Origin of the sequence: Parasaccharibacter sp. TMW2.1882, assembly GCF_023337635.1 — a bacterium.
In the GTDB taxonomy this organism is placed as follows: Bacteria; Pseudomonadota; Alphaproteobacteria; order Acetobacterales; family Acetobacteraceae; genus Bombella; species Bombella apis.
The window spans coordinates 349,408-371,927 of the sequence record NZ_NWUT01000001.1; the positions used below are offsets into that span (position 1 = coordinate 349,408).

The following is a 22,520-nucleotide window of genomic DNA, read 5'->3' on the forward strand; positions in this document are numbered from 1 at the left end:
ATGAATACTGGTAACTAACTAGCGCTGATATATATCCTCCAATCTTACAATATCATCCTCTCCCAAATAGGGGCCAGATTGTACTTCAATCAACGTAACCGGAATCCGACCAGGATTTTCTAAACGATGAACGGATCCAAGGGGAAGATAGACACTTTCATTCTCCCTTACCGTAAGAATCTCATCATCCCGCGTAACTAAAGCGGTACCCTCTACAACAACCCAATGCTCGGCTCGATGAAAGTGTTTCTGTAAGGAAAGCTTCTCCCCAGGTGTCACACAGATTCGTTTCACCTGGAAGCGATGGCCCTTTATCAAACTTTCGTAAAAACCCCATGGACGATACATCCTGACGTGCTGATCGGCTTCAGAATGTCCCTGCTCTCTCAAAAGCTCAACCACATGTTTGATATCTTGAGCACGATCTCTATGAGAGACCATAACAGCATCCTTGGTGACTATAATGACAAGATCTTCCACCCCCGTCACTGTAGCGACCACATTGTCGGACTTTACGTAACAATTCTTCGTATGATCTAGGAACACATTACCTGAAACAGCGTTCCCATTACGATCCTTTTCGGTCAGAGCCCAGACAGCATCCCAACTTCCTACATCCATCCACTCAAAATAGGATGGGACAACCACACCACGTTGTGTTTTCTCAGCGAGAGCATAATCAACAGATATAGAAGGAGTCTTCATAAAACTCGCTTCATCCAACGTAATGAAGGCAGAGTCACTTTTCGAAAGGTGAACACTCTTCTCAACAGAATCATAAACCTCCGGGGCCCACTTGCGTAACTCTTCTAAAAAAGTACGTGCCCGAGCCATGAACATTCCAGAATTCCAGAAATACTTACCGCTTTCTAAAAAACGTTCAGCATTCAGCTCATCTGGTTTCTCTAAAAACTTTGCAATATGGAAAGCTCCGTCTTTCCCTTCTATCGGACTACCTTGCTCAATGTAGCCATATCCCGTTTCAGGACGAGTGGGTTGAATGCCAAACATGACGATATAATCGTGCGTTGCTACCTCGTACGCTCGAAGCAGAGACTCATTTAAAGATTTATTGTCGGTGATAGCTGAATCCGCTGGCATAAACCAAAGGATGGCGTCTTCATCAGACTTTGCCTGCCAAAAAGCTGCTACAGCCATAGCTGCCGCCGAATTACGTGAAAGCGGCTCAAGTACGATATTACTATCGTCATTCATCTCAATTTGGCGCAACTGCTCCGCCATTATGAATCGGTGCTCTCGATTCCCAACAACAATAGGAGCCGACTTTATACCAAGTCCTACAATCCGTTGTAATGTCTCTTGAAAAGGACTTTTATCGCCCAACAGCGTACAAAACTGCTTTGGATAACTCTTTCGAGACACAGGCCATAAACGAGTGCCAGAACCGCCAGAAAGAATTACAGGAACGATCATACTACATACCCCACTGAAACATTAAAAAAATACAACGAACAGTAGCAGTCTGTAAGCTATAAACTCTGTCTAGGGAAGATTGAAAAACTTTTTCAAGCTTCCCTAGACACAAATCTTGGTTACAGCTCGTTCTTCCAACGTGATAGAAATTGCAATCCATTAGATAATAAGAACTGAACACGTTCCTCTGAATAAGATTCAACATAAAGCCGTAACTCGGGAGCATTCCCCGATGGACGAAGGTGTACTATATCACCACTATCAAATGTGACCCTTATTCCATCTACTTCATTCAATGACTTGACATTGCCACATAAATCTAGAAAACCTAACTCCTTCATTCCAGAAGAAATATCATCCCGTAGCGATGCCAACTTCTTTTTCGAAAAGGCAGTTGGAACATCTTTTATTCTATCACTGGCTGTGTATTTATTAGGCAAATCTCCCACTAACGCACTAAGTGACTTATCGCTATTTTGCGATGCAGCAAGAGCGCACAAAATCGGCAATACACTATCACGCGTTGGAAGCTTCTCTAATTTCTTTCCCTTCCTATAAACAGGCGTTCCCAGCAAAAAGCCACCATTCGCCTCATAGCCAACGGCAGGAGAAACCTCTTGCTCGATTAACGTGTTCATAGCCTCTATCACATAAGGCGAACCAATTTTTGTACGCTCTATAGATATATTAGAATGCTTGTCTTCTAAGGCTGTATTACTACTAATTGGAGTTGCGACCCCTTTGGCTTCGAGGCACTCGACCGCCAATATCCCAAGCAAATCACCCCTTAACCATTTCCCATGTTCATCAGCCATTAAAGGGCGGTCTGAATCGCCATCAGTCGTTATAATGGCATCAACAGCATTCTCTGAAGCCCAATGATGCGCAATGGCGACATCTTCTTCCCTAACGGCTTCCGTATCGACAGAAACAAAACTATCAGAACGCCCAAATGGCAGTGCCTTTCCACCCAGTGACGAAATTATTTTTGTTAAAATATCTCGCCCTACAGCAGAATGTTGATACACTCCAACATTCATACCGCTTAAGGCATTTTCTCCAAAAAAAACCTTATATCTTTTAATATACTCCTCTTCCACACTAAGCGGCTCAGGTAACATCGGAACTTCTAACAGGTTGCCGACCTGGTCAAACAAGTGGGATGGTATTGCAATATCCTGCTCTCCCATCTTGACTTCATCACTCTTCAAGAATTCCCCTTCTGCACGATTAAATTTGATGCCATTCCTATCCGCTGGGATATGGCTACCAGTTACCATTAATGATGGAATCTTCTTTGCGTAAGCATAGTAAGAAAGAGCTGGGGTCGGAATATAGCCACAAAACACAGGCTTCCCCCCAGAAAATTCAATAGCTGCAATACAGGCTTGCAATATTCGTGGTGAACTAGGCCGAAGATCCCCTGCCAAGGCTACTTCTTTCCCTGACTTAAACTCACCAATTGTTCCAAGATATGATAAAAAACCTTGAACATATGCAAAACAGACTTGATCGGTCATGTCCGAAACAAGCCCCCTTGCCCCACTTGTGCCGAAAGAGACGCCAGAGTCCTGCATTAACCTGCTGATTTTCATGAATAATACCTCCCCTTAAGAAGAGGGCGATAATGGCCCCCCTAACAAAAAAAACAATCTGATTCGTATGCTAGATCAAAAGATAGGATAAATTCTCAAAATTACCTTAACAACAAAAGAAAACAGATCCTGCACTTTTATTTCAAAATATCAATACCACAAAAACAAAATATTCCATTATTGTAGGATATTTCCAATACACATAAGCCCAAATTTTATATAAGAATCATCACGTCAAAATAAATAGATATGCAAGTATTTACAAGTGTATATACCCTGGCCTTTTCCAGAAAGGCAAAGTAGGGAGACAGAGGACCGTCAACTTCCAAGTTAAAAATGCGAGAGAAGTATAAAAATTCCAAACCTCAGGATAGTTCTGAACGTCTGGTATCCGTATACTTCTCTCTACAGTCGTAACTTCCTCAAGTTCCTCGCTTCCAACAATAACTCTCTCGCCGCAAATTCACCTTGCTCAAGTTATTGTTCTCGGAAGAACGTCATGGCTGCTTACCACCTGATCTTTACATTGAAGTACTTTTTGAAACTTGCAAAAACCAAAGTGACAAGCTTGAGTTTTACATCCCCTTCCAACAGTGAAAGACTACAACTAGCTCCAAAATTTCAAGTCAATCAAGTCAATCAAGATTGGGAACATAAATCAAACATTGCAATCCTAGATAAAAAATCCGATTCTCCTGAGCATTTCTCAACGGATGAGAGATAATATCTTCTCCCGATATTTCAATACAGATAGAGAAGACGCCTTTTTTATCAGAATAGCCAGTTACGGGTAATGAAATTCTCTCCCCAGCAACAAGATCGATGCCTTTGTCTTTTGTAGGGAACTTACTAGCCAAACCTGCTGAAACACGAACTTTATGCTTCGTCCAAGGCGCAGCTATAAGATCAAGATACGCTGTAATCTTTGTTTGTGGCGGAAGGTTAGTTCTAAACTCGATAATTCCTTCTTTCCCTTTCATCCATGCGCCTAGATTTGGCTCACATGAATACCAACCATCAGCAAGCAAAAGACGAAGCGGCTGGTTGACGTAATCCTGGCAAAATCTCTGACCATGCGTATATCGTGCCGGCTCAAATTTCTTACCCATTTTTAACAATGGTGGCAAATAATCCACATCGGTAACAATAGATTTTTTGGGCAGGGCTGAGATGAGGTCATTCGTCACATCGTCCCAGCTTCTTGGTGTAAAGGTAGTGGCTATAAGTTTAGAACGACGGGCCCGATATTGAGCATCTTCAATCATCTTTCTGATGACCTCAATACCCTCATGCAAATTGAGTGGATCAACGTAATCAACTAAATCACCACCTACTTCCGGTATGGAAGAACTTGAGGAGGCAACACACGGTTTACCAAAGAAAAGACTTTCACCAACAGGCAAGCCCCATCCCTCTGCAAAACTGGGGAATACCGTGAACTGACATTTATTATAGAGCATCTCCAATTCAACATCACCGATATCATGAAGAACATGAATTCTATCGCCTAGAAAGTCCGTATCTTCAAGCATGCTCTTGAGGTCATTTACACGCCAACCAAAACGCCCAACGAAAACAAGATCAGGAACCGAGACCCCTTGCTTAACAAGCTCCTTCCATACCCTATACAGATAAATATGATTCTTTCTAGCTTCAATGGTCGAAACCATTAATACAAATTCTCGTTCATTTAGAAAGGATAAGTCCCCTTCAAATTCTTTAGATCTTAAAGTCGGATTAGTCTCCCCATTCATCCTATGGGCCAAAGTAACCGGGATTACAGGAATTTCTTTAAGATTATGCTCCCTCATAAACCCTTTAACTTCATCTGCAACATACTGAGATATCGTAAAGACAAAATCAAAATTGAAAAAACCATCCGACAACGCATAAGAAAATTCAGCTACCAAATTAACATGACAATATTCAGGATAAGATATTGGAATTATATCATATATATAAACACCAATGGACACCCCACTTTTCTTAAGCAATGAATAACGTGCGGGGCTTGTTTGAGCAGCCCAAAAAGCTCCAAGAATGAGATAAACTTGACCTTTAACAACGGAAATAAGAGAGGCTTCTCTCTCAGCATCCTCAATTAAACGAACTAACTTTTCCTGTTCAACATTATCGGAGCGGATATATTCAAGAATCCGCGAAATATTCTCAAAAGAAATCTGCCAAAATCCAAAGCCGTTCTCACCTGCTCTTACAAAGGCAAAATTTTTCGAATTAGCTTTAGGAAGGTTGATGATGCCCTGCATTATACCAGCCTGGACACGCTGAATTCCTGATAAAGTTTTATGGATTTTTAAAAAAATAAGTATATCATCAATCTCGATCAGATATTTAGCCTTACTTTCCTTCGTTTCAAAAAAGCGTATGTCTCCACCCAAACGAACGAACAAATCAACATAATTCTTGAATGGTTTTATTTTTGCAGCTTCAAACGCATGAGAGCGAGCTTCCTCTTGTTTTCCAAGTCGATATTCGAGATGAGCTAAATGGGAAAATGTCTCATGGTCTCGATTGTCAAGACTCACTGCCTTTTCATAGGCCGCAATAGCTAATTCTGACCGCCCAAGCTCTTTCTGGGCATGAGCATATTGTACCCAAATTGCAGAATCACCTGGGTGTAATTCCAGATGCTTTTTATAGTTTACAACAGCCGACTCCCATTTCTTTTCCTTCATGTTGCGATCACCGACAGCACAGTAATTTGTGTTATCCTTAACACCTGAAGCGAACTTAAAAAATTTCATCATCCCCCCCCGAATACAAAAACAACAAACCCTCAAATTAAGACTAAGAAATACTTGCCGAGCGCTCTTTTTCACGCCAATAGTTTAGAACACTTTGCAAGGTTTCTTCCCACAGAACCTTCGGCTGCCAATGCAATATCTTACATGCTAGTTCATTCGAGCCACGTGCATAGCGAACATCGACAGGCCGTAAAAGCTCTTTTTTAACACGTATCTCGATTTCGACCTTAGAAAAATTAACTAATTTTTCCAAAATGGAACGAATAGAGCGCGTTTGCCCTGAACAAATATTCAAGATTACTCCCGATGGAATATCTTGGGAACGATCAATACAGGCCTTGTAAGCTTCACAAACATCGCGGACATCAAGAAAATCACGCTCGGCGTCTAAATTACCAACCTCGACAACTGGCCTCTGCGTACCAACTTCGATTTTTGCAATCTGTCGAGCAAATGCCGCTACAACAAAATTTTCTACCTGCCCTGCCCCCGTATGATTGAAAGGACGAACACGAATGACCTTAAGCCCTTCTCGCACCATCGCTCCCAAACTCAGGTCAGCTGCCGCTTTAGTAACTGAGTAAGGATTATTAGGTATGAGAAGAGCGTTCTCATCTAAAGCCTCACCCGTAAGAAAACTATCCCCGTAAATTTCACTACTCGACGAAAAGACCAATGTTGCCTGTGGTGCATACGCCAAAAGAGCTTGGGCAACATTTAACGTACCTTGTAGATTAACATTCCACGCCTTGTTGCGATCCTGGCGCGCCTGAGCGATAGAAGTCACGCCAGCCAAGTGCACACAAGCATCCGGCTGCACACGCCGAACAACATCGCTAACTTCCAAAATGTTAGTAACGTCGAACCGCTCATCGAAGATCAAGTCTTTCGAAGGATGAGCCTTAAGGAGAGACGTCAAATGGCGCCCAACAAAACCGCTCGCGCCCGTAATGAGGATTCGACGTGACATATTACTTCCGCGTCAGTTTGTGCGCAGCCGCTGTATGACGCGCAATGTCGGCTTCAACCATTTCCGAGATCATATCTTCCAACGAAGTTGTCGGCTTCCAACCCAATTTATCTTCAGCCTTTTTCGGATTTCCGAGCAGCACATCAACTTCGGCCGGCCGCATAAATGCCTGGTCAACACGAACATACGGCTCATAATCAAGACCAACACACGAAAAGGCAATCCTGCACAAATCACGGATGCTGGTTGTCCGACCCGTCGCAACAACATAATCATCCGGTGTTTCCTGCTGCAGCATCAGCCACATAGCCTCTACATAATCGCGCGCATGCCCCCAATCGCGAGTTGCTTCCAAATTCCCCAAGGAAACATGGTCCGCCAACCCCAAGTGAATACGCGCCACAGCATCCGTCACTTTGCGGGTAACAAACTCAATCCCGCGTAGCGGGCTCTCGTGATTAAAAAGGATGCCTGACGACGCATGCATCCCAAAGCTTTCACGATAATTCACCGTCATCCAATGCGCATAGAGCTTGGCAACAGCGTAAGGAGAGCGTGGATAAAACGGCGTTTGCTCAGACTGATGAGCCTCTTGAATCTTCCCGAACATTTCCGATGAAGACGCTTGATAGAAACGAGCTCCCGGATTAACGATCCTGACAGCCTCAAGAAGATTACCGGCACCCAGACCCGTTACAGTCCCCGTTAAAAGAGGCTGCTGCCACGAAGCACCAACAAAGCTCTGCGCTGCGAGATTATAAACCTCATCTGGCTTTACATCCTGCATGATACGTATAAGGCTTGACAGGTCCGTCATATTCCCGTCGACAAATTCGACTTTATCTTCTATCCCAAGCCACTTTAAACGAGCACAAATCACGTCTGCAGATGCGGTCCGCCGTACAAGCCCCACAACGCGGTAACCCTTCTTCAACAAAAGGTCACTTAAATAAGCTCCATCTTGCCCCGTAATACCAGTGATAAGAGCTGTAGGCATACCAACTACTTCCTTTTTAAAGCACCCAGAAAGGGTCGAACCATAAATACAAACGATCGACAAGCCGAGAGAAAATACCCTACCACTCCATCAAAAATGCCTTACCATTTTCTCGGAAGACACAAGGCAGTCACTCCCAACCCGCAAGTCCCATTCCAGCAAGATACAACCCAAGCCCTTCTTAATAAACATGGCTGCATACATTAAAAACTTTGAGCCAATACGCACTTCTCAGGATAGACAGACCCCTCACCTTCCGAGATTCACACCCCACGCATTGCACAAAAGCCCCACGCACAAAAGCCCCACTGAAATGGGCAAAACAACATGCTCACCGTCTCAGCTATTATGTCCTTACTTACCACAGCTCAAACCGTCCCGCCAGATAAAACCTCCTTCAAAAAAAATATTTTTTTAATCTTCGAGCTTCAGCTTAAACCTGTCCAGATCAGGGAGTCGTTAAGGATACCGTTACATATTATCACAAGCAATAGTTGAATATTTCACATAATTATTTATAATGTTACACTTAGGTGTAACAGAAGCATATGCTTCATCGCATTGATATGGTTGTCTATAATTCCACAACTAGAAATAAATTATTAATTAGTATAAGCAGGTTATATGACATATACAAAAATATGCGTCAAGTATTAAGATAGAGAAATGAATATATTAAGGCAGGTATCCTGCTACAAAACAAGAAAAAATGACTGATTTTCTAACCCAATCTTCCCACTAAAAGTGGCGCTTGAACCGTCCTTGATCTCCGTTTTAATTCGAGATCAACGGCTCACTTTGCCAACCACTGCCGTCAGCACACTCCAAAAGGCAAGTATCCTACATCAACTTTTTCAATATCAGATCAAATAAACAATCCCTTACCTGCGGGCAACCACAGAAGGCTAGAACAAACCATCCCTGCAGATTGCGGAAATAGCCTGCCATCTCGATGAACTTATCCCGCCAGAACGCTAATTTCCAATGGGTCTCAATATAAAGAACAATGTGCCGGAAGTATCGTACGAATCTATTACAATCTTCCATAAAAACATACGATCACGACATGAGCCAAACACTCACATATCTCTTCCAGAACTAAACCCAATTTAGTCAGATCGAACCAAGTAAAATTAGTTCAACTTACTCCAAAATTATCCCACCCTCTCCCTGCATAGCGACGCAGCCAGAACATCTCATTCTTAGCTTCCTAGCCCTTGAATTGTCACCCAATCAGTCAGAATCTTTTCACGATTCAGAGCTAAGGCGAATGCTCATTTTTCAGCTATTCAGCATCAATTACGTTACGACGACGCTACTACAGGAGATTCTTTATAAGCTGACCGACCACACCTCCTACGTTGGCCAAGATCGCCTCGTGGCATTACTAGAGAAGATTAAGAAAACGGGGCAGAGCTTACTGCCCAACTTGTCTTGAATAGATATCCCCATGATTATGTCTCCCCGCCGAAGATTCAATCCATGCCGTCCAGTACCACACCCAGGTCCGAACCCAACGCAGTTAGAAGCGACGAGGTCGACGTCGGTCAAAAGACACTTCCCCCCTCCCCCGTTAACGAACGGGCACCAACTCAGCATGGAGATTCTGATCACACGCCATGAGCTCTAAGAGTCCAAGTCGGGCTAGGGCATTTAAGCCATCCTGATATTATTAATAATCACTAGGGCTTAGGCCAACCTGCCCAAAAGTACATGCCGTCATCATCTTCAATAGCTAGGTAACACAGGATATTCTGATAGAATTAGAGCCGTTATCCGAACGGACACGCGCAACTGCGGAGCACGGTCAACGATAAATTGGAAAATTTGAACTTACGTTCTCTACGTCGGAAGGAAACGAGTAGCACTATTCCAGTCAATATTCACCGTCCCCCATCTTGACGCATTGCCTTACTAGCATTTTCCGATGTCCTGATGAGAGCAACTAACTCTATCGGAACAATTAGTTCGGTAGAATAACAGATACACCAGCTTTTCAGCCTGGACACAGCGTAGTGTTCTCCACCGCACCTCTCCGGACAGGCACTGCGCCAGTTCCGTCCCCTAGGGTGCAGGCTAGATTCTTTTTTCAATCCAAATTGCAAGCCTCTACAAATGAGAAGGCCATTGGCTCATCATGTCATCCCAGCCTTCTCAGCAATATTACATTGGCACCAACCCAATAATTCTCGTCAATGCACATATATGCTCTCATCCAACCACAACCTTCTGGGACAATCGAACCGTTGATCTCATTAATCATGCAAGAATGAGGCTGAAGAGACTGTGATGCTATGATCACTAACCTATTGGATATATTCACCTCACAATAAGGATATACCTCTAGAGGTACTGTCTCAGTTTGCTGCACGTAACGCCTGTAGGCAAAGAAGGATGTATTGCTAGCCGATAAATGGCCATGTTCCGAAGCCTCCCTCCTGATATTCCGCCCCATGCCGGCCAGCCAAATCATAAACCAACCGGGAGATCGGCAGGTTAGAGGCCATGTAAAGGAAAATGGAGCCTCATGATGTACCCTTCCCAGAAAAATCAAGGCACATACACTACTATAAAGAATATAGCAGAAACTTGCCATCATCTCAGAAAAGCTGATTTCACTTTGGCTCGGCCTATTTTGATGGAACCGTCATACTTGCTCACCGAAAAGCAGTCAGGGTCGTAAAAAAGGTAAAGCAGAGAAAAATCAGAATCGCGCAGAGCTTTGGCCCCTCACATGGTGACCCTAGATCAAAAGTCTACGTCACCTCTAATGGCACGAAAAAACTCTAACCTTCACCCGCCTCCTAACCAAGCCCGTAAGCTGCCATAACCCTGTGCTCTTTTTGATCAATTATCTAAGTTCCCAACCTATCTGCTTTGTGGCAGATGATATACTCTGGATAAAATCAAAAAATGCCTCAACAGCGTCAACTCATTCCTGTCACCCCGCTAAAACGACGGCAACTTACTTTCTACCATCCACAATAATCATACAGAATGCCGACATCCAGAGGAAAATCTCTGAGCTAAGCTCAAAGAATAAAGAATAGGAGCACCCGGTAAGAGGTATTATCAATTCATTGCCGGATATCTTAATAGAATCTCCGCAAAATAAATATTTTACATCTTATCTTCTGAATCACTCCTCAATTCTCCCTAGAAATCTATCTTAGACATAGAAAATAGTAAAATATAGTTTTGCACTAAATAAGAACTTTTCTATAAAAATGAGATAAATTTTCCGCATAATGGTTTGGAGAAAATTTTTCTGCTTGTTCTTTTGATTTTTGCCTTAGAAGAAAGCATAACTCATCGTTACTATCCAAAAGTTCAATCCCCTCTTTAATATCATTAATGTCATAAGGGTCGACTAAAACCGCAACATCCCCTGCCACTTCTCTTAAAGGAGCCTCCCTAGAGGTCAATACTGGAGTTTCCAAAACCAAAGATTCTAACACAGGCAATCCAAAACCTTCGGCGATAGACGGAAAAATCAAAGCCCGTGCGTGCTTGATAAGTGAATAAAGAACGTCTCTCTCTACATATTGGATCTGTATAATACGGCCGTCCTCTATACCTTTACCTAAGAACCTAAGCTCATCTTCTTCCTTCCACGAATTTGAACCAACAATCACCAATTTCCTGCGCGTATTTGATAACAAGAAAGACTTTATTATACGGCCTATATTTTTTTTAGGCTCTAACTGACCAAAAAACAAAAAATACTCGTCACTCTTCAGCGAAAAAAGTCGATGCAACTCGTTATTCGTAATCAAAGAATTATCATCAATACAATATGCATCAAGTAAATGGGATTGATATGTATTATAAACACGCCCCTCTGCAGCCGGGAACATATCAACAATAGCTTTCTTCGAAGCCTCTGAGACAGTGCAAATTCCATCAGATTGACGGACTATCTTCGTCAACAGGTCAAAATATAACTTCTTATCATCCAATGTTGTATGTGGCAACTGCAAGGGAACTATATCATGTATGGTATAGATATTTTTAGAACCTCGCACCTTCAGCGGCAAGGGGTACGTCCAATGCATGATATCAGGCGGATTGGGCATGGTTACAGTTAAAAAACGCCCTGTTGTTTTAAAAAAACCCTGGGCAGCTCTAAACAATGAAGGAACATTATAAACTTTGTCATATTCCGGAAGGCGCGTTGCATGCTCTTTCAAAACAACATGTCCACTAATAACTACTTCTTCTGCCTTATGACCATAAAAGTGATTAAATGTCTCTTTCCACCAAGAGGGCTTGGGAAATTTAGGTCGTCTTGGATAAAGATCGGTACCTAACGTATCAAAAAACAAGACTTCCCTTAAATCGGAAGAAAGATTTCTAGGTATTGGCAATCCATATAATAAACTTATATGATGCCCTAATAAACGCAAAGCCCTAGTCAAAGCTACTGAATATGTAGCGACCCCTGTCCCTTTCTGAAGAGCAAGATTAAACCCATCAACTCCAATGCGCAAATTAGGCCTCACCGAACGTCCCTTTCAAATTAGTTAGAGTGCTTCATACCGTTGGATAGCATCTTCGACCGATGAGCAATTTTGAATTTTCCCGTCATTCAGCAATACCGCCCTATTACAGGTCCTTCTTAAAAAGTCCATCTGATGTGATACGACAATCAAAGTTCTATCCGAACGCTTCCCAAACAACTCTTCCTCACAGCGTCTAGAAAAACGTGCATCCCCCACCATAATGACTTCATCTATTAAATAACAATCAAATTCTATTGCCAAAGAAAGGGCAAAAGCAAGCCGCGCTTGCATACCCGAAGAATATGTTTTTACAGGCTCATAAAATTGCCTACCCAATTGAGCAAAATCCTCGACGTAATCCAATGTCTTTTCGTAGGGAAGGTCATAAACGCGACATATAAAACGCAAGTTGTCATGCCCCGTAAGACTTCCCTGGAACGCCCCTGAAAACGCTAACGGCCACGAAATGGTCATCCTTCGCTCTATGATGCCCCCTGTAGGATGCTCGACTCCCCCTATCAATTTTATTAGTGTCGACTTCCCAGCTCCATTCCGCCCAAGAACAGCCAGCTTATCGCCTTTATAGACATCAAGGTCGGCCTCATCTAAAACAACACGCCTTTTACGGCCAACTTTAAAAGTCTTAGTTAGGCCAATACACTTTAGTCCTATCATACATGCCTCACGAAATATTAATGTGCGGCCTTACCCGCAAAGTCAAATACAATCCAATCATAAACAAAAGCGTACAACTAAAAAGAAGAAAGGGCACCGAATAGTGAGGAATAACTTTCATTCCAAAACAACCATACCTTATCATCTCAATACTATTTGCCAGCGGAGAATACTCCAACAACCAACGATAACGAGCAGGAATCCAATCGGTCATAACAAAGGCTCCCGACAATGGAAGCGAGAGATACGAAAAGACAGCCATCGCTTTTTCCAAAATATCAGAGCGCTCTGTTAATGCTGCTAAAATAATTGCAAAGCCAAATGAAAAAAATGTACAAAACCCCATACCTAAGTATACAAAAAACCAGCTCTCTGGAACCTCCATGTAATTCAAATACAAAGCACCAGCTACAACCAAGGCTCCAGCTAATATCGCCCCAGCTGCTTCTAAAATAATTCGAGCCAAAATAATATCTAATGGAGTAACCAACCTGTGAAACAATAAAGATGAATTAACCTCATAAGCCTTGATGGATCGGCTATAAGTATGACGCCACATAGTTAGGGGAACGTATCCTGAGATGACCATTGCCGTCATCTGCAACCCATGCTCATGAGAGGGACGAATAGCAGTCCATACAATTGCAACCCCAGCGCAAAATAAAATAGGTTCACCTATTACCCATAAAAAACCAATATTTTCTCTACCATATCGAGTATGTATCTCCCTCATTAATAGAGCATAGATAACACGTAGTTGTATCATAAAAGCATGAGGCAAACTCGGCCTCGCATGCCTTGCAGCACTATATCTACTGATCTCCTCTATTGAAGAATCTTTACTGGAGCGCATGTTCACGTGCCCCCGCAACTAATAGTTTCCCGGTAGCATAGACCAACAATGCAGATACAAACGTTATAAAAAGAAAGGCCAAATTTTTAGGATACTCCGGATAGTCCGGCAAACTCGGCTGCGCCACAACTGTAACATATAGCATCTGCCTATCAGCTTGAGCTTTAGCCATTTCCAATGCGCTCGTCTCAGCTAAAATCTTTTTTTCAATTATACTCTTTTTAACCGTGAGCTCATCATATCCAAGCAACTTAGGCACTAAAGATCCTTGTCCTTCTCCCTTCCGCCCTGTTATGTGGGCTTGCATACCACTCATTTGAGCTTGAATCGACGCAATCCGCTGAGCATATACTTTTATCAGAGGGCTATTAGGAGCACTCAAAATAAGCTGTTTCTTTTCAGCTTCTAACATAGAAAGTCTTGTTTCCAGAGAAAGTGCCGTACCGACCATCGGAATAGCCTGCTTCATCGGATCAATGATCTCATTACTATACCGATAAATCGCCAATTGCATTTCTGTATCATGCAACTCCTTCAAGCTTGTATCAAGTTCCATTTGAGCAGCATGAAGAGTGTTATATCGCTGCCTATCATTTATCTCATTAACCAACCTTTCACCTGCGTCCAATAATGTTTGCGCAACACGTTGTGAATCGAGCGCCGAAAAAGTACGAACTCTCAAATGAGATATACCCGTTTCTTCGTCAATGCGCGCATCTATATGTCTCCTATAGTAGCTATAAAAACTCTCAAAATCCTTTCTCAGAAAGAAAGAAGGAAATTTAGCTAAAAAATCAGCCGAGGGGTCATTAAATAATGTATTGATACGTACTTTCTCAATCAACATCTTTAAAGCATCACGAGATATCATATAATCTTGTACAGCATAAGTGTCCTGGGATCCGCCGTGGCTAGTTTCCAACAGACTACTTAACCCACCCATAGCAGAGTTATTAATTGATTTCCCACGAACAAGGAAATGTGTTTCAGAAATATACTGAGGACTTGCCAAACACAAAAGATAGACTGCTACAACGGCAGTTGGAAGCAAGACTATCAAAGAAAAATCCCATTGCTTCCCAAGCCATCTTACCGCACCAACCATATTCCGTAGCAGTACATTCCCTAAATAGGTAATAGAAGACATCATGCCAGAGCTAACCGGTGTCCTATTTTTATCATCAAGAAAAGTATCTTTCTGAACATGCTTCAGATGTTCCGGTAGCGGTTCACTCAACTGTCTACTTCCTAAAACTATCTGCCAGGATAGGTTCAAACCCACTCCCTTCGGCCATGTGCGTTCATACCAACCTGAATATTTTTCAGTCAAGCACTTGCAACTTCGGAAAAGCGAAGGCTACCTCTTGAGAAAGCACAATACCGAAACATATCAGGCTTGCCTTACTCCTAAAAAATGGATAATGACAAGTCCGGCTAGCCCTTCTAAGGTCATTACCATCAGGATCGCACCGTGCTTGATTCCCCCTCTTTAAAGAAAACTTCCTTTTGCAACGCTAGTACCTTCACCCGTGCAATGAGGGGGGCCACTGGGCTTGCTATCCTCCTTCTATCTGGCTGTAGCTGGGTTCCTCATTCCAGTCCTACGCAGAAACAGGTCCATAACTATACGAAATCATCGAAGAATACGAAAGCTCTCGATTACAAACTTCTAACCATGACACCAGAGATTGCAGATATTTTGTCATCTGAAATAACCCCCAAGATATCTACACTCGTCACTAGTAATCTCAGGCAATCCCGCAACGATCATATCGGCGCTGGCGATGTGCTAGGCATTACGATATTTGAGCTGGGAAATGGCCTCTTCTCATCTTCTGATAAAACAGCACCCACCAGTGATGGTGCGGCTGTAGGCGGAAGTGCACCTCATATCTCTTCTCAAAATCTTCCTCCTACTCAAGTCGAAGGTGACGGAACCATTATGGTTCCATATGTCGGAAGGATGAATGTTTTAGGGAAAACCCCTAGCCAAGTCGCTGCGGTAATTCAGGAACATCTGAAAGGAAAATCGCAAGATCCTCAAGTTATGGTCCGTATTCAGAATGACATTGGTAACACCGTTATTGTCTCAGGTGAAATCATTCATCCAGGCCGGGTTGTCCTTTCCCTTGCCGACGAACATCTTTCAGATGTGATCGCCATAGCTGGAGGAGCAAAGTACCCACCAACAGACTCACAAGTTGAACTGGTACGTAACGGCAAAATTGGGGCTACGGATCTGGCAACATTAGAAAACCACCCGGAAGAAGATATTCGAGCTGATCCTGGCGATCGGATCCATGTTATATACCAGCCTCGTACTTTCACTGCCTTTGGCGCAGTAGGACAGACACAGGCACGTAATGAGGTGCAGTTCGGAACAGCTAAGTTGACCCTTGCAGGAGCTCTGGCACGTATTGGTGGCCCTGCTGATAGTCGTGCTGATGGGAATGCCGTTTATCTTATCCGCTATGAAAATGAAATGGTCTGTAAGCGCCTTGGTGTTCCGATTAAGCCAGGAATGGATTCTGCTCCAGTTGTATATGAGATTGATATGCTGAATCCGACTCAATACTTCTTGGCACAAAGAATCCCAATGAAGGACCATGATTCTATCCTGATAGCTGACGCTGCGACAGATTCCATTTTCAAGATAAATATGATTGTTGGAGCGTTGTTCGGGCAAGCCGCATCCATGGCTGCCGTTGCTGCTCGCTAGTCCGTCTTATGATTAAGAGGAATCCTTTCAGGATATATCAGCAGGCAACCTTGATGTAATTCTCCCTCCTACCAACGACTTGGGGTTCTGTCTTAATATGTCAAAATCTTCTTCCAGATTGATTAGAGTTTCTGATCCAGCAAATTCTTTAACTCCCAATCATAAAGTTTCTGCCAAGGAACCCCCTGTTCGAATCTTCCAGAAAGATTGGATGGAATCCTTCACTCTAATCTCTTTCAGGAAATTTATTATATATTGCATAACCTTTGAGGGTATTTTGCTTTTCTCCATTTTTTATACACACACACCATTGATAACATTTATTATCCCTCTTTTAATTGGAGTATTTTTGTGGCTTTTATTTGAGTATATTCTTCATAGATTTGCTTTCCATTTTGTTAGTAATAATAAAAAAATACAAAGACTGATTTATATCTTCCACGGAAATCATCATATTCAACCCAATCATCCCTTTCGAACGTTGATGCCGATCATTGTGACTTTACCAATTGGACTATTTATCTGGAGTATTAGTGTCTATAGTATAGGTTTTTCTTTAGGTACCTCTTTTTTCATGGGATTTTTCTCAGGGTACGCCATATACGATACCATACATTATGCTACGCATAATTTTAAAATGAGAAAATTCCCTTTATCTTTATGGAAAAAGCACCATTTACTTCATCACTACCGCACAGAAGAGCATAATTATTCAATAAGCTTACCTTTTCTTGATTCAATATTTAGAACAAAATATAAAAGATAGAGGGATTTTTATTTAAAATTTTTATGTCTGATCTATTAAGATACAACTGATGCCATTTACAATAAATCCTTATGCTGAAAGATAACTTTTGAAGACTCTATATGTATTTCCCTTGCGTGAAACTATATCTTAGAATTCTAAATTAGAATAAATTTGTTTCCCTGATGAAGCTTCCCCTTCATCTATGCCCCTCAATATACCTCAATTCTTACATATGGATGCGAAGAGAACCATTTCCATTAACACTCCAAAAGTAAAGAGCCAACGATAACGCTCTCTCAATGATTTGAACCATTCCCTCACGCCCCACGTCACTCTCTAACCTGTCAACAATCCAGTTCAAAACAGACAGAGTATCTCGTCGCTGAACTAACTAGCCCTGGCGGCTCACATGGATAGTTCGTCAAAAAACGGCCTCACGGATTTATTGCCATCCTCTTTAGGTGTTTCTGAATCTAGAACAGGAAACGATATCTGTTGGCTGCCTTGATAGAAATCAGCCTATCAAAATCCTTGACAACAATACGGACAATCGTTCCGCCCTATCTGGCGGGATGACATACTCATCGTGATGCGAAGTGTATTCCTGCTGAGTTATAATCACACCGACAGTTCCAGATTTTTTCATAGCGTAAGCTCCAGTTCTTCAGTAAGAACCTCCCCAATCTGCTTAGCGTCATCATGGCTGGAAACGATTTCGAAAGTTGCCTGCAGGATCCCACGGTCTGATCCCCGACCATTATTGGCCTCGGCGTTGGTAAAGTCAGATGCCGCTACTTTCATTCTCTCGCTCTGTGATTCTCTTTCCATACTGCTAGTGTACACATCGCAAGCGATTCTTAAATTTCATGAAAATTTATGGGAGGGGAATCGCAATCCCACCTCCCTCCTTTGGGACAATGGGCGGTAGCAATCTATTGAAGCAGGTACTTCTAAGGAATAATTTTTGGGCCTCGCCGGGGGCCAGAAAATAAATGCCATCTTATCTCTGGGGCAACACTGCGATTTTCAGAAGGAACCGTGGCGGAGGGGATGGAATACAAAACAACAGCCAAATTAGCTTGTTTTCTGGTATTTTTTAGGATGGGCAATTTTTTATTACCCACCCTATTACCCACTTCTGTTCTGGCTAGGCCGTCTCCTTTTTGCGAGCACACCAGTCTCTCACAGCCTGCTCAGCCCAGCGTGTAGCACCCCCTGTCTGGATTGACGGCGACGGGAAGTCGCCTCCCCTTACCCACCGCCAGATCGTACGCTCGTTCACACCTACGATCTCAGCGGCCTTTTTCACTGAAATATAAATCTGACCGCTCATCCCTTCTCCCCTGTCTTGTTTTTCCCCAGCCCATTCTCCCGGGCAATCGCAGACCGCCTCTCCGCATACGCCGGGCACGTCATCGGATAGTTGTCTGGCAGCCCCCAACGCTCCCGATATTCCTGCGGTGTCATGTTGTAGGCTGTCTTGAGGTGACGGCGCAGCATCTTCACCTTCTTCCCGTCTTCCAGACAGATGATATAATCGGGGAAGACCGACTTGCGGGGCGGTACGGCCGGTACCGGTTTTTCGGGCTCTGCCTCCACGGCAACACCGGCACCTGCAAGGGCACCGTGCACCGAACGGACAAGGTCCGGCAGAGTTTCGGCAGCAACATCGTGACTGCTCACATACGCCGTTACGATCTGCGCTGTCAGAGTTCTGATTGTGACAGTCATGGTCTTCTTCCCTCTTCTCCACAATTCCGGCAACGAACAACCCATTCGTAAGCGCGCCCTCTGTCGTTAAGGATGCGCTCAGCATTCGGGTCGGGGCAGCCGCAATAAGGACACGGATCAAGTTTAAACCAAGTCATTATAATTCCCCCCTATCAAACTCTCCTTTAATCCCTAAACAAATCGGAACACATATTATTGTTATTGTAGAAAACATGCCGGTAACTACTAATACACGTATCAGCCCCGTCTTTATGTTATCACTATATAAGAAAACAGCCGCAGCGATTGATATAAATGCAACTAACCACAAAAATTTTATAAATCTCACGCCATTCTCTCCTTCACCCATTCATTCAGTTCAGCGGCGCCGATCAGCGGCCAGAGTGTCACGCACACCACGGCGCTGGTCAGACCGGGGCGGTATCCGTTGCTGGTGCGTAACAGGGAGATGCGCCAGAGGATGCCGGGCGTCAGATACCCGGCAGCGAGCAGGAAAATTATCAAACCCATGATGACGCCTCTTCATTGCCGAATGAGCCCAGCTTCTCCGTGATTGCAGCCGAAACTATTTCTTCCAGAGACGGGGCCTCATTTCTGAGCCTGTTTCTGGCCCTGATGACATCCTGCTCCTGGGTGATCCTCTCAAGCGCGTCACCGCTCTTCGCTGCCCGTATTCTCTGGATAAAACCATCAGCCCATTTCTGAGCTTCGGGAGGTATGGCGCCCCCTGTCGGGGCTTCCCCGCCCTGGCTAGCTCCGCCCCTAATCGGCTGGATTGTGATGCGCTTCTTCTTCCCACGTCCGACAGTCATCGAGCAGTTGACTGCGCCAGTAATATGAGATGCCCCCTTGATGCGAATGCCGCCTACAGTCTCCTTGCCAAATGTGACAGTCGGATCACGGTACAGGTGCAGCTGCCTCCCTTTATAAAGGCGGCCATCGGTCCCCCACAGGTGAGCAATAACCCGGCGCATTGTTACGCATGGATAGTATGGGCGTCCGTTGTCGCCTGCGTACCCTATTGCAAGAGGCTGTTCCCTATCATTCGTAAGACGAACATCCGTCACGGTAATGATGCGCCCCTCTTCCGACAGGTCATCTGCATTGAGGCGCTCACTTTTCCCGATCAAGGTTGGAGAAATATCAACCATCAGAAAAACTCCACTTCTGCCGGATCGCCATACTCACGGCGTTCTGTATTGAAAAAGCGGGCTTTCCCGCTGGTCTGTGCAGCCTTGAACGTCTCGAGTATTTCAGAGATTTCTGCTTCCGCAGCCAATGCGGCTTCCAGAAGAAGGGCCTGATAAGCCGGTTCTGCCTTCACACGCAGAACCATCATCATGCCCCCGCCGCATGCGGGGAAACTGATGAAATCGCACCATGGGCGGCCAGAGATCATCATCCCCGCCTGCACCTGTGCTTTATAAGCATCAGGCATTTCAGCCGCTGCCAGTGTCCTCATCTGAAACTTCTGTAGGCGGCTCTTGACCTCAACCAGGCCATCATCACCCACCAGACCATCCGGGGAATATCCGAGCTTCACACCATCGAATTGACGGGTGATAAATCCCACCTCAGTGACGGGAGCGACACGCTCGGAATAGATGTCCCGTGCCTCGGCCTCGTCATCATGGCCCCGCTGCATTGCGAACGTATTCGGCGTTTCATCGATATACCCGGTGATACGCTGGGCGGCTTTCTCTGCAATCAAGCCACGGCTTACTTCGCTATCGGAAATTTTCCCCGCCTTGGTAATGAGCCTGCCAATCTCGGATGCTGTAATGATGCCCCGCCTGGCCTCGTGCCATTCTGGAGTGCCCTGCTTCAGCTCGTGATAGATTTTTACGCTCATCACAGCCCCCCCATCTCGATGAGCCGGCGCATTGCTATGCAAGCGTTGTGCTCTTCGGAAATGGCGTATAGATCACGCCCATCGGCTGCCATCCGACTGCTTTCTGCGAGACTGCTCTTGATCTGGTTTTTTAGGTCGGCAACGTGGGCGTCCATCATCCTCTGATATTCGGCCCTTTCCATGATTCCCGGCGGCAAAATGGACGCACTTCTCCTGTTTGCATTTTTCAGCATCTCAAAAAACTCCCAGTTTTACTTGGTATTATCGGGCGCTACTTGCCCACTGCCTCAGCACGCCGCATGTCATAATAAGCATAGATTCTGTCACGCCACTTATTCTCAGCAGTAATACCCGCCTCATCTTCGTAGAGAATGGTACTCAACTTCCCCCGCAGCTTGTCGAGGGCTTCGAACGCAATCCAAGCCTCATCCTCCACCCTCTCATTGAGGGTGTCATTCTTTTCCAGAATGTCAGCCGCGCGGCTTATCAGGGCCAGCACAGCGAATGACGATGGGTGGCGGTCCCGTTCGATACGCTCCAGCAGGCCGTTGTCAGTCGGGCGGTTCTGGTGGGCGATCTGCTCGGAGAGAATGCTCATTCGAATTTCCCCCCGGACACCTCGCCGTTACCGTGCACCTTGGCAGAACCGTACACCTCGGCACAGTCGTACAACTCGGCAAATCCGTACACCTCGGCAGAGCCGAACACCTCGGCGCTACCGTGCACATCGGCGCTACCGTACACTTGAGCTTTACCGTGAACCTCGGCACAGCCGAACACCTGGGCAGAGCCATACACTTGGGCAGAGCCATATACTTGGGCGTCACCGTGCACCTTGGCAGAGTCGTACACCCGGGCGCCATCAGACACCTCGGCGTCACCGCGCACCTCGGCACAGCCGAACACCCGGGCAGAGCCGCGCACCCGGGCATCGTCATACACCTCGGCGCAGTCGTACACACAGGCATTCTGTCCTACCCACGCATTCCCATCGTGGAACAAATTTTTTTCAGTCTCGATGAATCCGCCCAGCTCGCCTGCTTCTACCCCGATACTGGGGATGTCGATCAAGGCACGGATACGGTGCAGTGTGCGTCCGTCATGCTGGATCGTCTCGTCCGTCAGTTCATATTTTTTGTTTTCCATCATTCTCCGCCTCCCATCATAGAGTGGGCGATCTCGAGATTCTCACACGCATCACCCAGGAGTTCATTGATTGCCCCGGATTTATCGTCAGAGACGGGTATCTCCTCCAGGAGAGAAATGATTTCCTTCAGCACATAAAGGACGTCTTCTTTGCCCCCCTCGTCCAGCAGGTTCCCCATCGCTACGACACCGGCCTCGGCGTGGCTTTTCTGATATTCAAGCCAGTTCTGATCAATGCTCATGGCTCATTCCCCGCACGGACTGAAAGGGCAGCCAGGGCATCGGACAGTGCCGCCGTGTTGAAAGGCCATATTGCCGGGAACGACGCTTCTGTGATCGGCTCGTTGCGCTCATATGGGTAGGTCAGGCTGTCGATCAGGTTGTCGAGTGCTATCATGGCCTGCGTCAGCTCGTTCCGCTCGCTGATCGTCAGGCTGGTCCCCTCTGACACTGTCTCCAGCTCGTCATGCGCCGCTTTGATGCGGGACAGGGCTGCGTTCCTGTTGTTATCCACCTCATCACCTCCGTGTTTG

At 44.9% G+C, this 22,520-nt stretch carries 21 protein-coding genes; 2 read left to right on the top strand and 19 right to left on the bottom strand.

Annotation, left to right across the window (positions count from 1 at the left end; genetic code table 11):
- Window positions 1-18 precede the first annotated feature (18 nt).
- The 9 genes from CO583_RS01630 to CO583_RS01670 all read right to left on the bottom strand — a co-directional run bounded on the left by CO583_RS01630 (window position 19) and on the right by CO583_RS01670 (window position 15,028).
- Window positions 19-1,434: a mannose-1-phosphate guanylyltransferase/mannose-6-phosphate isomerase gene (locus CO583_RS01630; protein ID WP_248630461.1), complete on the bottom strand. Its 1,416-nt coding sequence runs from the start codon at window positions 1,432-1,434 to the stop codon at window positions 19-21.
- A gap of 119 nt (window positions 1,435-1,553) precedes the next feature.
- Window positions 1,554-3,029 (bottom strand): phosphomannomutase, encoded by a 1,476-nt coding sequence (locus CO583_RS01635; protein WP_248630460.1) that lies wholly within the window; start codon window positions 3,027-3,029, stop codon window positions 1,554-1,556.
- A 635-nt stretch (window positions 3,030-3,664) separates the two neighbouring features.
- Window positions 3,665-5,797 carry a glycosyltransferase gene (locus CO583_RS01640; protein WP_081563125.1) on the bottom strand — a complete coding sequence of 711 codons (2,133 nt, stop codon included), beginning with the start codon at window positions 5,795-5,797 and terminating at the stop codon, window positions 3,665-3,667.
- Window positions 5,798-5,837: 40 nt separating this feature from the next.
- Window positions 5,838-6,764 carry an NAD-dependent epimerase/dehydratase family protein gene (locus CO583_RS01645; protein ID WP_081563124.1) on the bottom strand — a complete coding sequence of 309 codons (927 nt, stop codon included), beginning with the start codon at window positions 6,762-6,764 and terminating at the stop codon, window positions 5,838-5,840.
- A 1-nt stretch (window position 6,765) separates the two neighbouring features.
- Entirely contained in the window at window positions 6,766-7,761 is a 996-nt protein-coding gene (gmd, locus tag CO583_RS01650) for a GDP-mannose 4,6-dehydratase (protein WP_103765522.1), read from the bottom strand.
- 3,203 nt (window positions 7,762-10,964) lie between these two features.
- Window positions 10,965-12,251: a glycosyltransferase family 1 protein gene (locus CO583_RS01655; protein ID WP_248630459.1), complete on the bottom strand. Its 1,287-nt coding sequence runs from the start codon at window positions 12,249-12,251 to the stop codon at window positions 10,965-10,967.
- Window positions 12,252-12,284: 33 nt separating this feature from the next.
- Window positions 12,285-12,938, bottom strand: coding sequence for an ABC transporter ATP-binding protein (locus tag CO583_RS01660; protein WP_081563120.1), 654 nt, complete (start codon window positions 12,936-12,938; stop codon window positions 12,285-12,287).
- Window positions 12,939-12,945: 7 nt separating this feature from the next.
- The gene (locus CO583_RS01665; RefSeq protein WP_081563119.1) at window positions 12,946-13,791 is read right to left on the bottom strand and encodes an ABC transporter permease; all 846 of its coding nucleotides are present in this window, start codon (window positions 13,789-13,791) and stop codon (window positions 12,946-12,948) included.
- The gene (locus CO583_RS01670) at window positions 13,778-15,028 is read right to left on the bottom strand and encodes a capsule biosynthesis protein (RefSeq protein ID WP_248630458.1); all 1,251 of its coding nucleotides are present in this window, start codon (window positions 15,026-15,028) and stop codon (window positions 13,778-13,780) included. Before CO583_RS01670 ends, CO583_RS01665 begins: the two co-directional genes overlap by 14 nt.
- Before the next feature lie 234 nt (window positions 15,029-15,262).
- Here CO583_RS01670 and CO583_RS01675 point away from each other — a divergent pair, with 234 nt between their 5' ends.
- The gene (locus CO583_RS01675; protein WP_248630457.1) at window positions 15,263-16,510 is read left to right on the top strand and encodes a polysaccharide biosynthesis/export family protein; all 1,248 of its coding nucleotides are present in this window, start codon (window positions 15,263-15,265) and stop codon (window positions 16,508-16,510) included.
- 211 nt (window positions 16,511-16,721) lie between these two features.
- Window positions 16,722-17,276, top strand: coding sequence for a sterol desaturase family protein (locus tag CO583_RS09250; protein WP_227449788.1), 555 nt, complete (start codon window positions 16,722-16,724; stop codon window positions 17,274-17,276).
- A 1,129-nt stretch (window positions 17,277-18,405) separates the two neighbouring features.
- Here CO583_RS09250 and CO583_RS09255 read toward each other — a convergent pair.
- The 10 genes from CO583_RS09255 to CO583_RS01720 all read right to left on the bottom strand — a co-directional run bounded on the left by CO583_RS09255 (window position 18,406) and on the right by CO583_RS01720 (window position 22,501).
- Window positions 18,406-18,591: a helix-turn-helix transcriptional regulator gene (locus CO583_RS09255; RefSeq protein WP_408902077.1), complete on the bottom strand. Its 186-nt coding sequence runs from the start codon at window positions 18,589-18,591 to the stop codon at window positions 18,406-18,408.
- Window positions 18,588-18,989, bottom strand: a complete 402-nt coding sequence (locus tag CO583_RS01680; protein WP_249102980.1) for a MucR family transcriptional regulator — start codon at window positions 18,987-18,989, stop codon at window positions 18,588-18,590. Before CO583_RS01680 ends, CO583_RS09255 begins: the two co-directional genes overlap by 4 nt.
- A gap of 324 nt (window positions 18,990-19,313) precedes the next feature.
- Window positions 19,314-19,499, bottom strand: coding sequence for a hypothetical protein (locus CO583_RS01685; RefSeq protein ID WP_154981235.1), 186 nt, complete (start codon window positions 19,497-19,499; stop codon window positions 19,314-19,316).
- A complete protein-coding gene (locus tag CO583_RS01690; protein WP_249102981.1) occupies window positions 19,490-20,140 on the bottom strand; it encodes a hypothetical protein in 651 nt (216 codons plus the stop codon). Before CO583_RS01690 ends, CO583_RS01685 begins: the two co-directional genes overlap by 10 nt.
- Window positions 20,140-20,841 carry a lambda exonuclease family protein gene (locus CO583_RS01695; protein ID WP_249102983.1) on the bottom strand — a complete coding sequence of 234 codons (702 nt, stop codon included), beginning with the start codon at window positions 20,839-20,841 and terminating at the stop codon, window positions 20,140-20,142. Before CO583_RS01695 ends, CO583_RS01690 begins: the two co-directional genes overlap by 1 nt.
- Window positions 20,841-21,074, bottom strand: a complete 234-nt coding sequence (locus tag CO583_RS01700) for a hypothetical protein (RefSeq protein WP_249102985.1) — start codon at window positions 21,072-21,074, stop codon at window positions 20,841-20,843. The genes CO583_RS01695 and CO583_RS01700 overlap by 1 nt, the downstream gene beginning before the upstream one ends.
- Window positions 21,075-21,112: 38 nt before the next feature.
- Window positions 21,113-21,439, bottom strand: a complete 327-nt coding sequence (locus CO583_RS01705; protein WP_249102987.1) for a hypothetical protein — start codon at window positions 21,437-21,439, stop codon at window positions 21,113-21,115.
- The gene (locus CO583_RS01710; RefSeq protein ID WP_249102989.1) at window positions 21,436-21,990 is read right to left on the bottom strand and encodes a hypothetical protein; all 555 of its coding nucleotides are present in this window, start codon (window positions 21,988-21,990) and stop codon (window positions 21,436-21,438) included. Before CO583_RS01710 ends, CO583_RS01705 begins: the two co-directional genes overlap by 4 nt.
- Window positions 21,987-22,229: a hypothetical protein gene (locus CO583_RS01715; RefSeq protein ID WP_249102993.1), complete on the bottom strand. Its 243-nt coding sequence runs from the start codon at window positions 22,227-22,229 to the stop codon at window positions 21,987-21,989. Before CO583_RS01715 ends, CO583_RS01710 begins: the two co-directional genes overlap by 4 nt.
- The gene (locus CO583_RS01720; protein WP_249102995.1) at window positions 22,226-22,501 is read right to left on the bottom strand and encodes a hypothetical protein; all 276 of its coding nucleotides are present in this window, start codon (window positions 22,499-22,501) and stop codon (window positions 22,226-22,228) included. The genes CO583_RS01715 and CO583_RS01720 overlap by 4 nt, the downstream gene beginning before the upstream one ends.
- Window positions 22,502-22,520: the final 19 nt, after the last annotated feature.

Bases quoted from the DNA above. Each gene is read 5' to 3' on its own strand.
- CO583_RS01700 (WP_249102985.1), bottom strand. From the start codon at position 21,074: ATGCTGAAAAATGCAAACAGGAGAAGTGCGTCCATTTTGCCGCCGGGA.
- CO583_RS01705 (WP_249102987.1), bottom strand. From the start codon at position 21,439: ATGAGCATTCTCTCCGAGCAGATCGCCCACCAGAACCGCCCGACTGAC.
- CO583_RS01690 (WP_249102981.1), bottom strand. From the start codon at position 20,140: ATGGTTGATATTTCTCCAACCTTGATCGGGAAAAGTGAGCGCCTCAAT.
- CO583_RS01710 (WP_249102989.1), bottom strand. From the start codon at position 21,990: ATGATGGAAAACAAAAAATATGAACTGACGGACGAGACGATCCAGCAT.
- gmd (WP_103765522.1), bottom strand. From the start codon at position 7,761: ATGCCTACAGCTCTTATCACTGGTATTACGGGGCAAGATGGAGCTTAT.
- CO583_RS01715 (WP_249102993.1), bottom strand. From the start codon at position 22,229: ATGAGCATTGATCAGAACTGGCTTGAATATCAGAAAAGCCACGCCGAG.
- CO583_RS01630 (WP_248630461.1), bottom strand. From the start codon at position 1,434: ATGATCGTTCCTGTAATTCTTTCTGGCGGTTCTGGCACTCGTTTATGG.
- CO583_RS01660 (WP_081563120.1), bottom strand. From the start codon at position 12,938: ATGATAGGACTAAAGTGTATTGGCCTAACTAAGACTTTTAAAGTTGGC.
- CO583_RS01645 (WP_081563124.1), bottom strand. From the start codon at position 6,764: ATGTCACGTCGAATCCTCATTACGGGCGCGAGCGGTTTTGTTGGGCGC.
- CO583_RS09255 (WP_408902077.1), bottom strand. From the start codon at position 18,591: ATGAGCGGTCAGATTTATATTTCAGTGAAAAAGGCCGCTGAGATCGTA.
- CO583_RS01685 (WP_154981235.1), bottom strand. From the start codon at position 19,499: ATGGGTTTGATAATTTTCCTGCTCGCTGCCGGGTATCTGACGCCCGGC.
- CO583_RS09250 (WP_227449788.1), top strand. From the start codon at position 16,722: ATGGAATCCTTCACTCTAATCTCTTTCAGGAAATTTATTATATATTGC.
- CO583_RS01665 (WP_081563119.1), bottom strand. From the start codon at position 13,791: ATGCGCTCCAGTAAAGATTCTTCAATAGAGGAGATCAGTAGATATAGT.
- CO583_RS01635 (WP_248630460.1), bottom strand. From the start codon at position 3,029: ATGAAAATCAGCAGGTTAATGCAGGACTCTGGCGTCTCTTTCGGCACA.
- CO583_RS01680 (WP_249102980.1), bottom strand. From the start codon at position 18,989: ATGACTGTCACAATCAGAACTCTGACAGCGCAGATCGTAACGGCGTAT.
- CO583_RS01640 (WP_081563125.1), bottom strand. From the start codon at position 5,797: ATGATGAAATTTTTTAAGTTCGCTTCAGGTGTTAAGGATAACACAAAT.
- CO583_RS01695 (WP_249102983.1), bottom strand. From the start codon at position 20,841: ATGAGCGTAAAAATCTATCACGAGCTGAAGCAGGGCACTCCAGAATGG.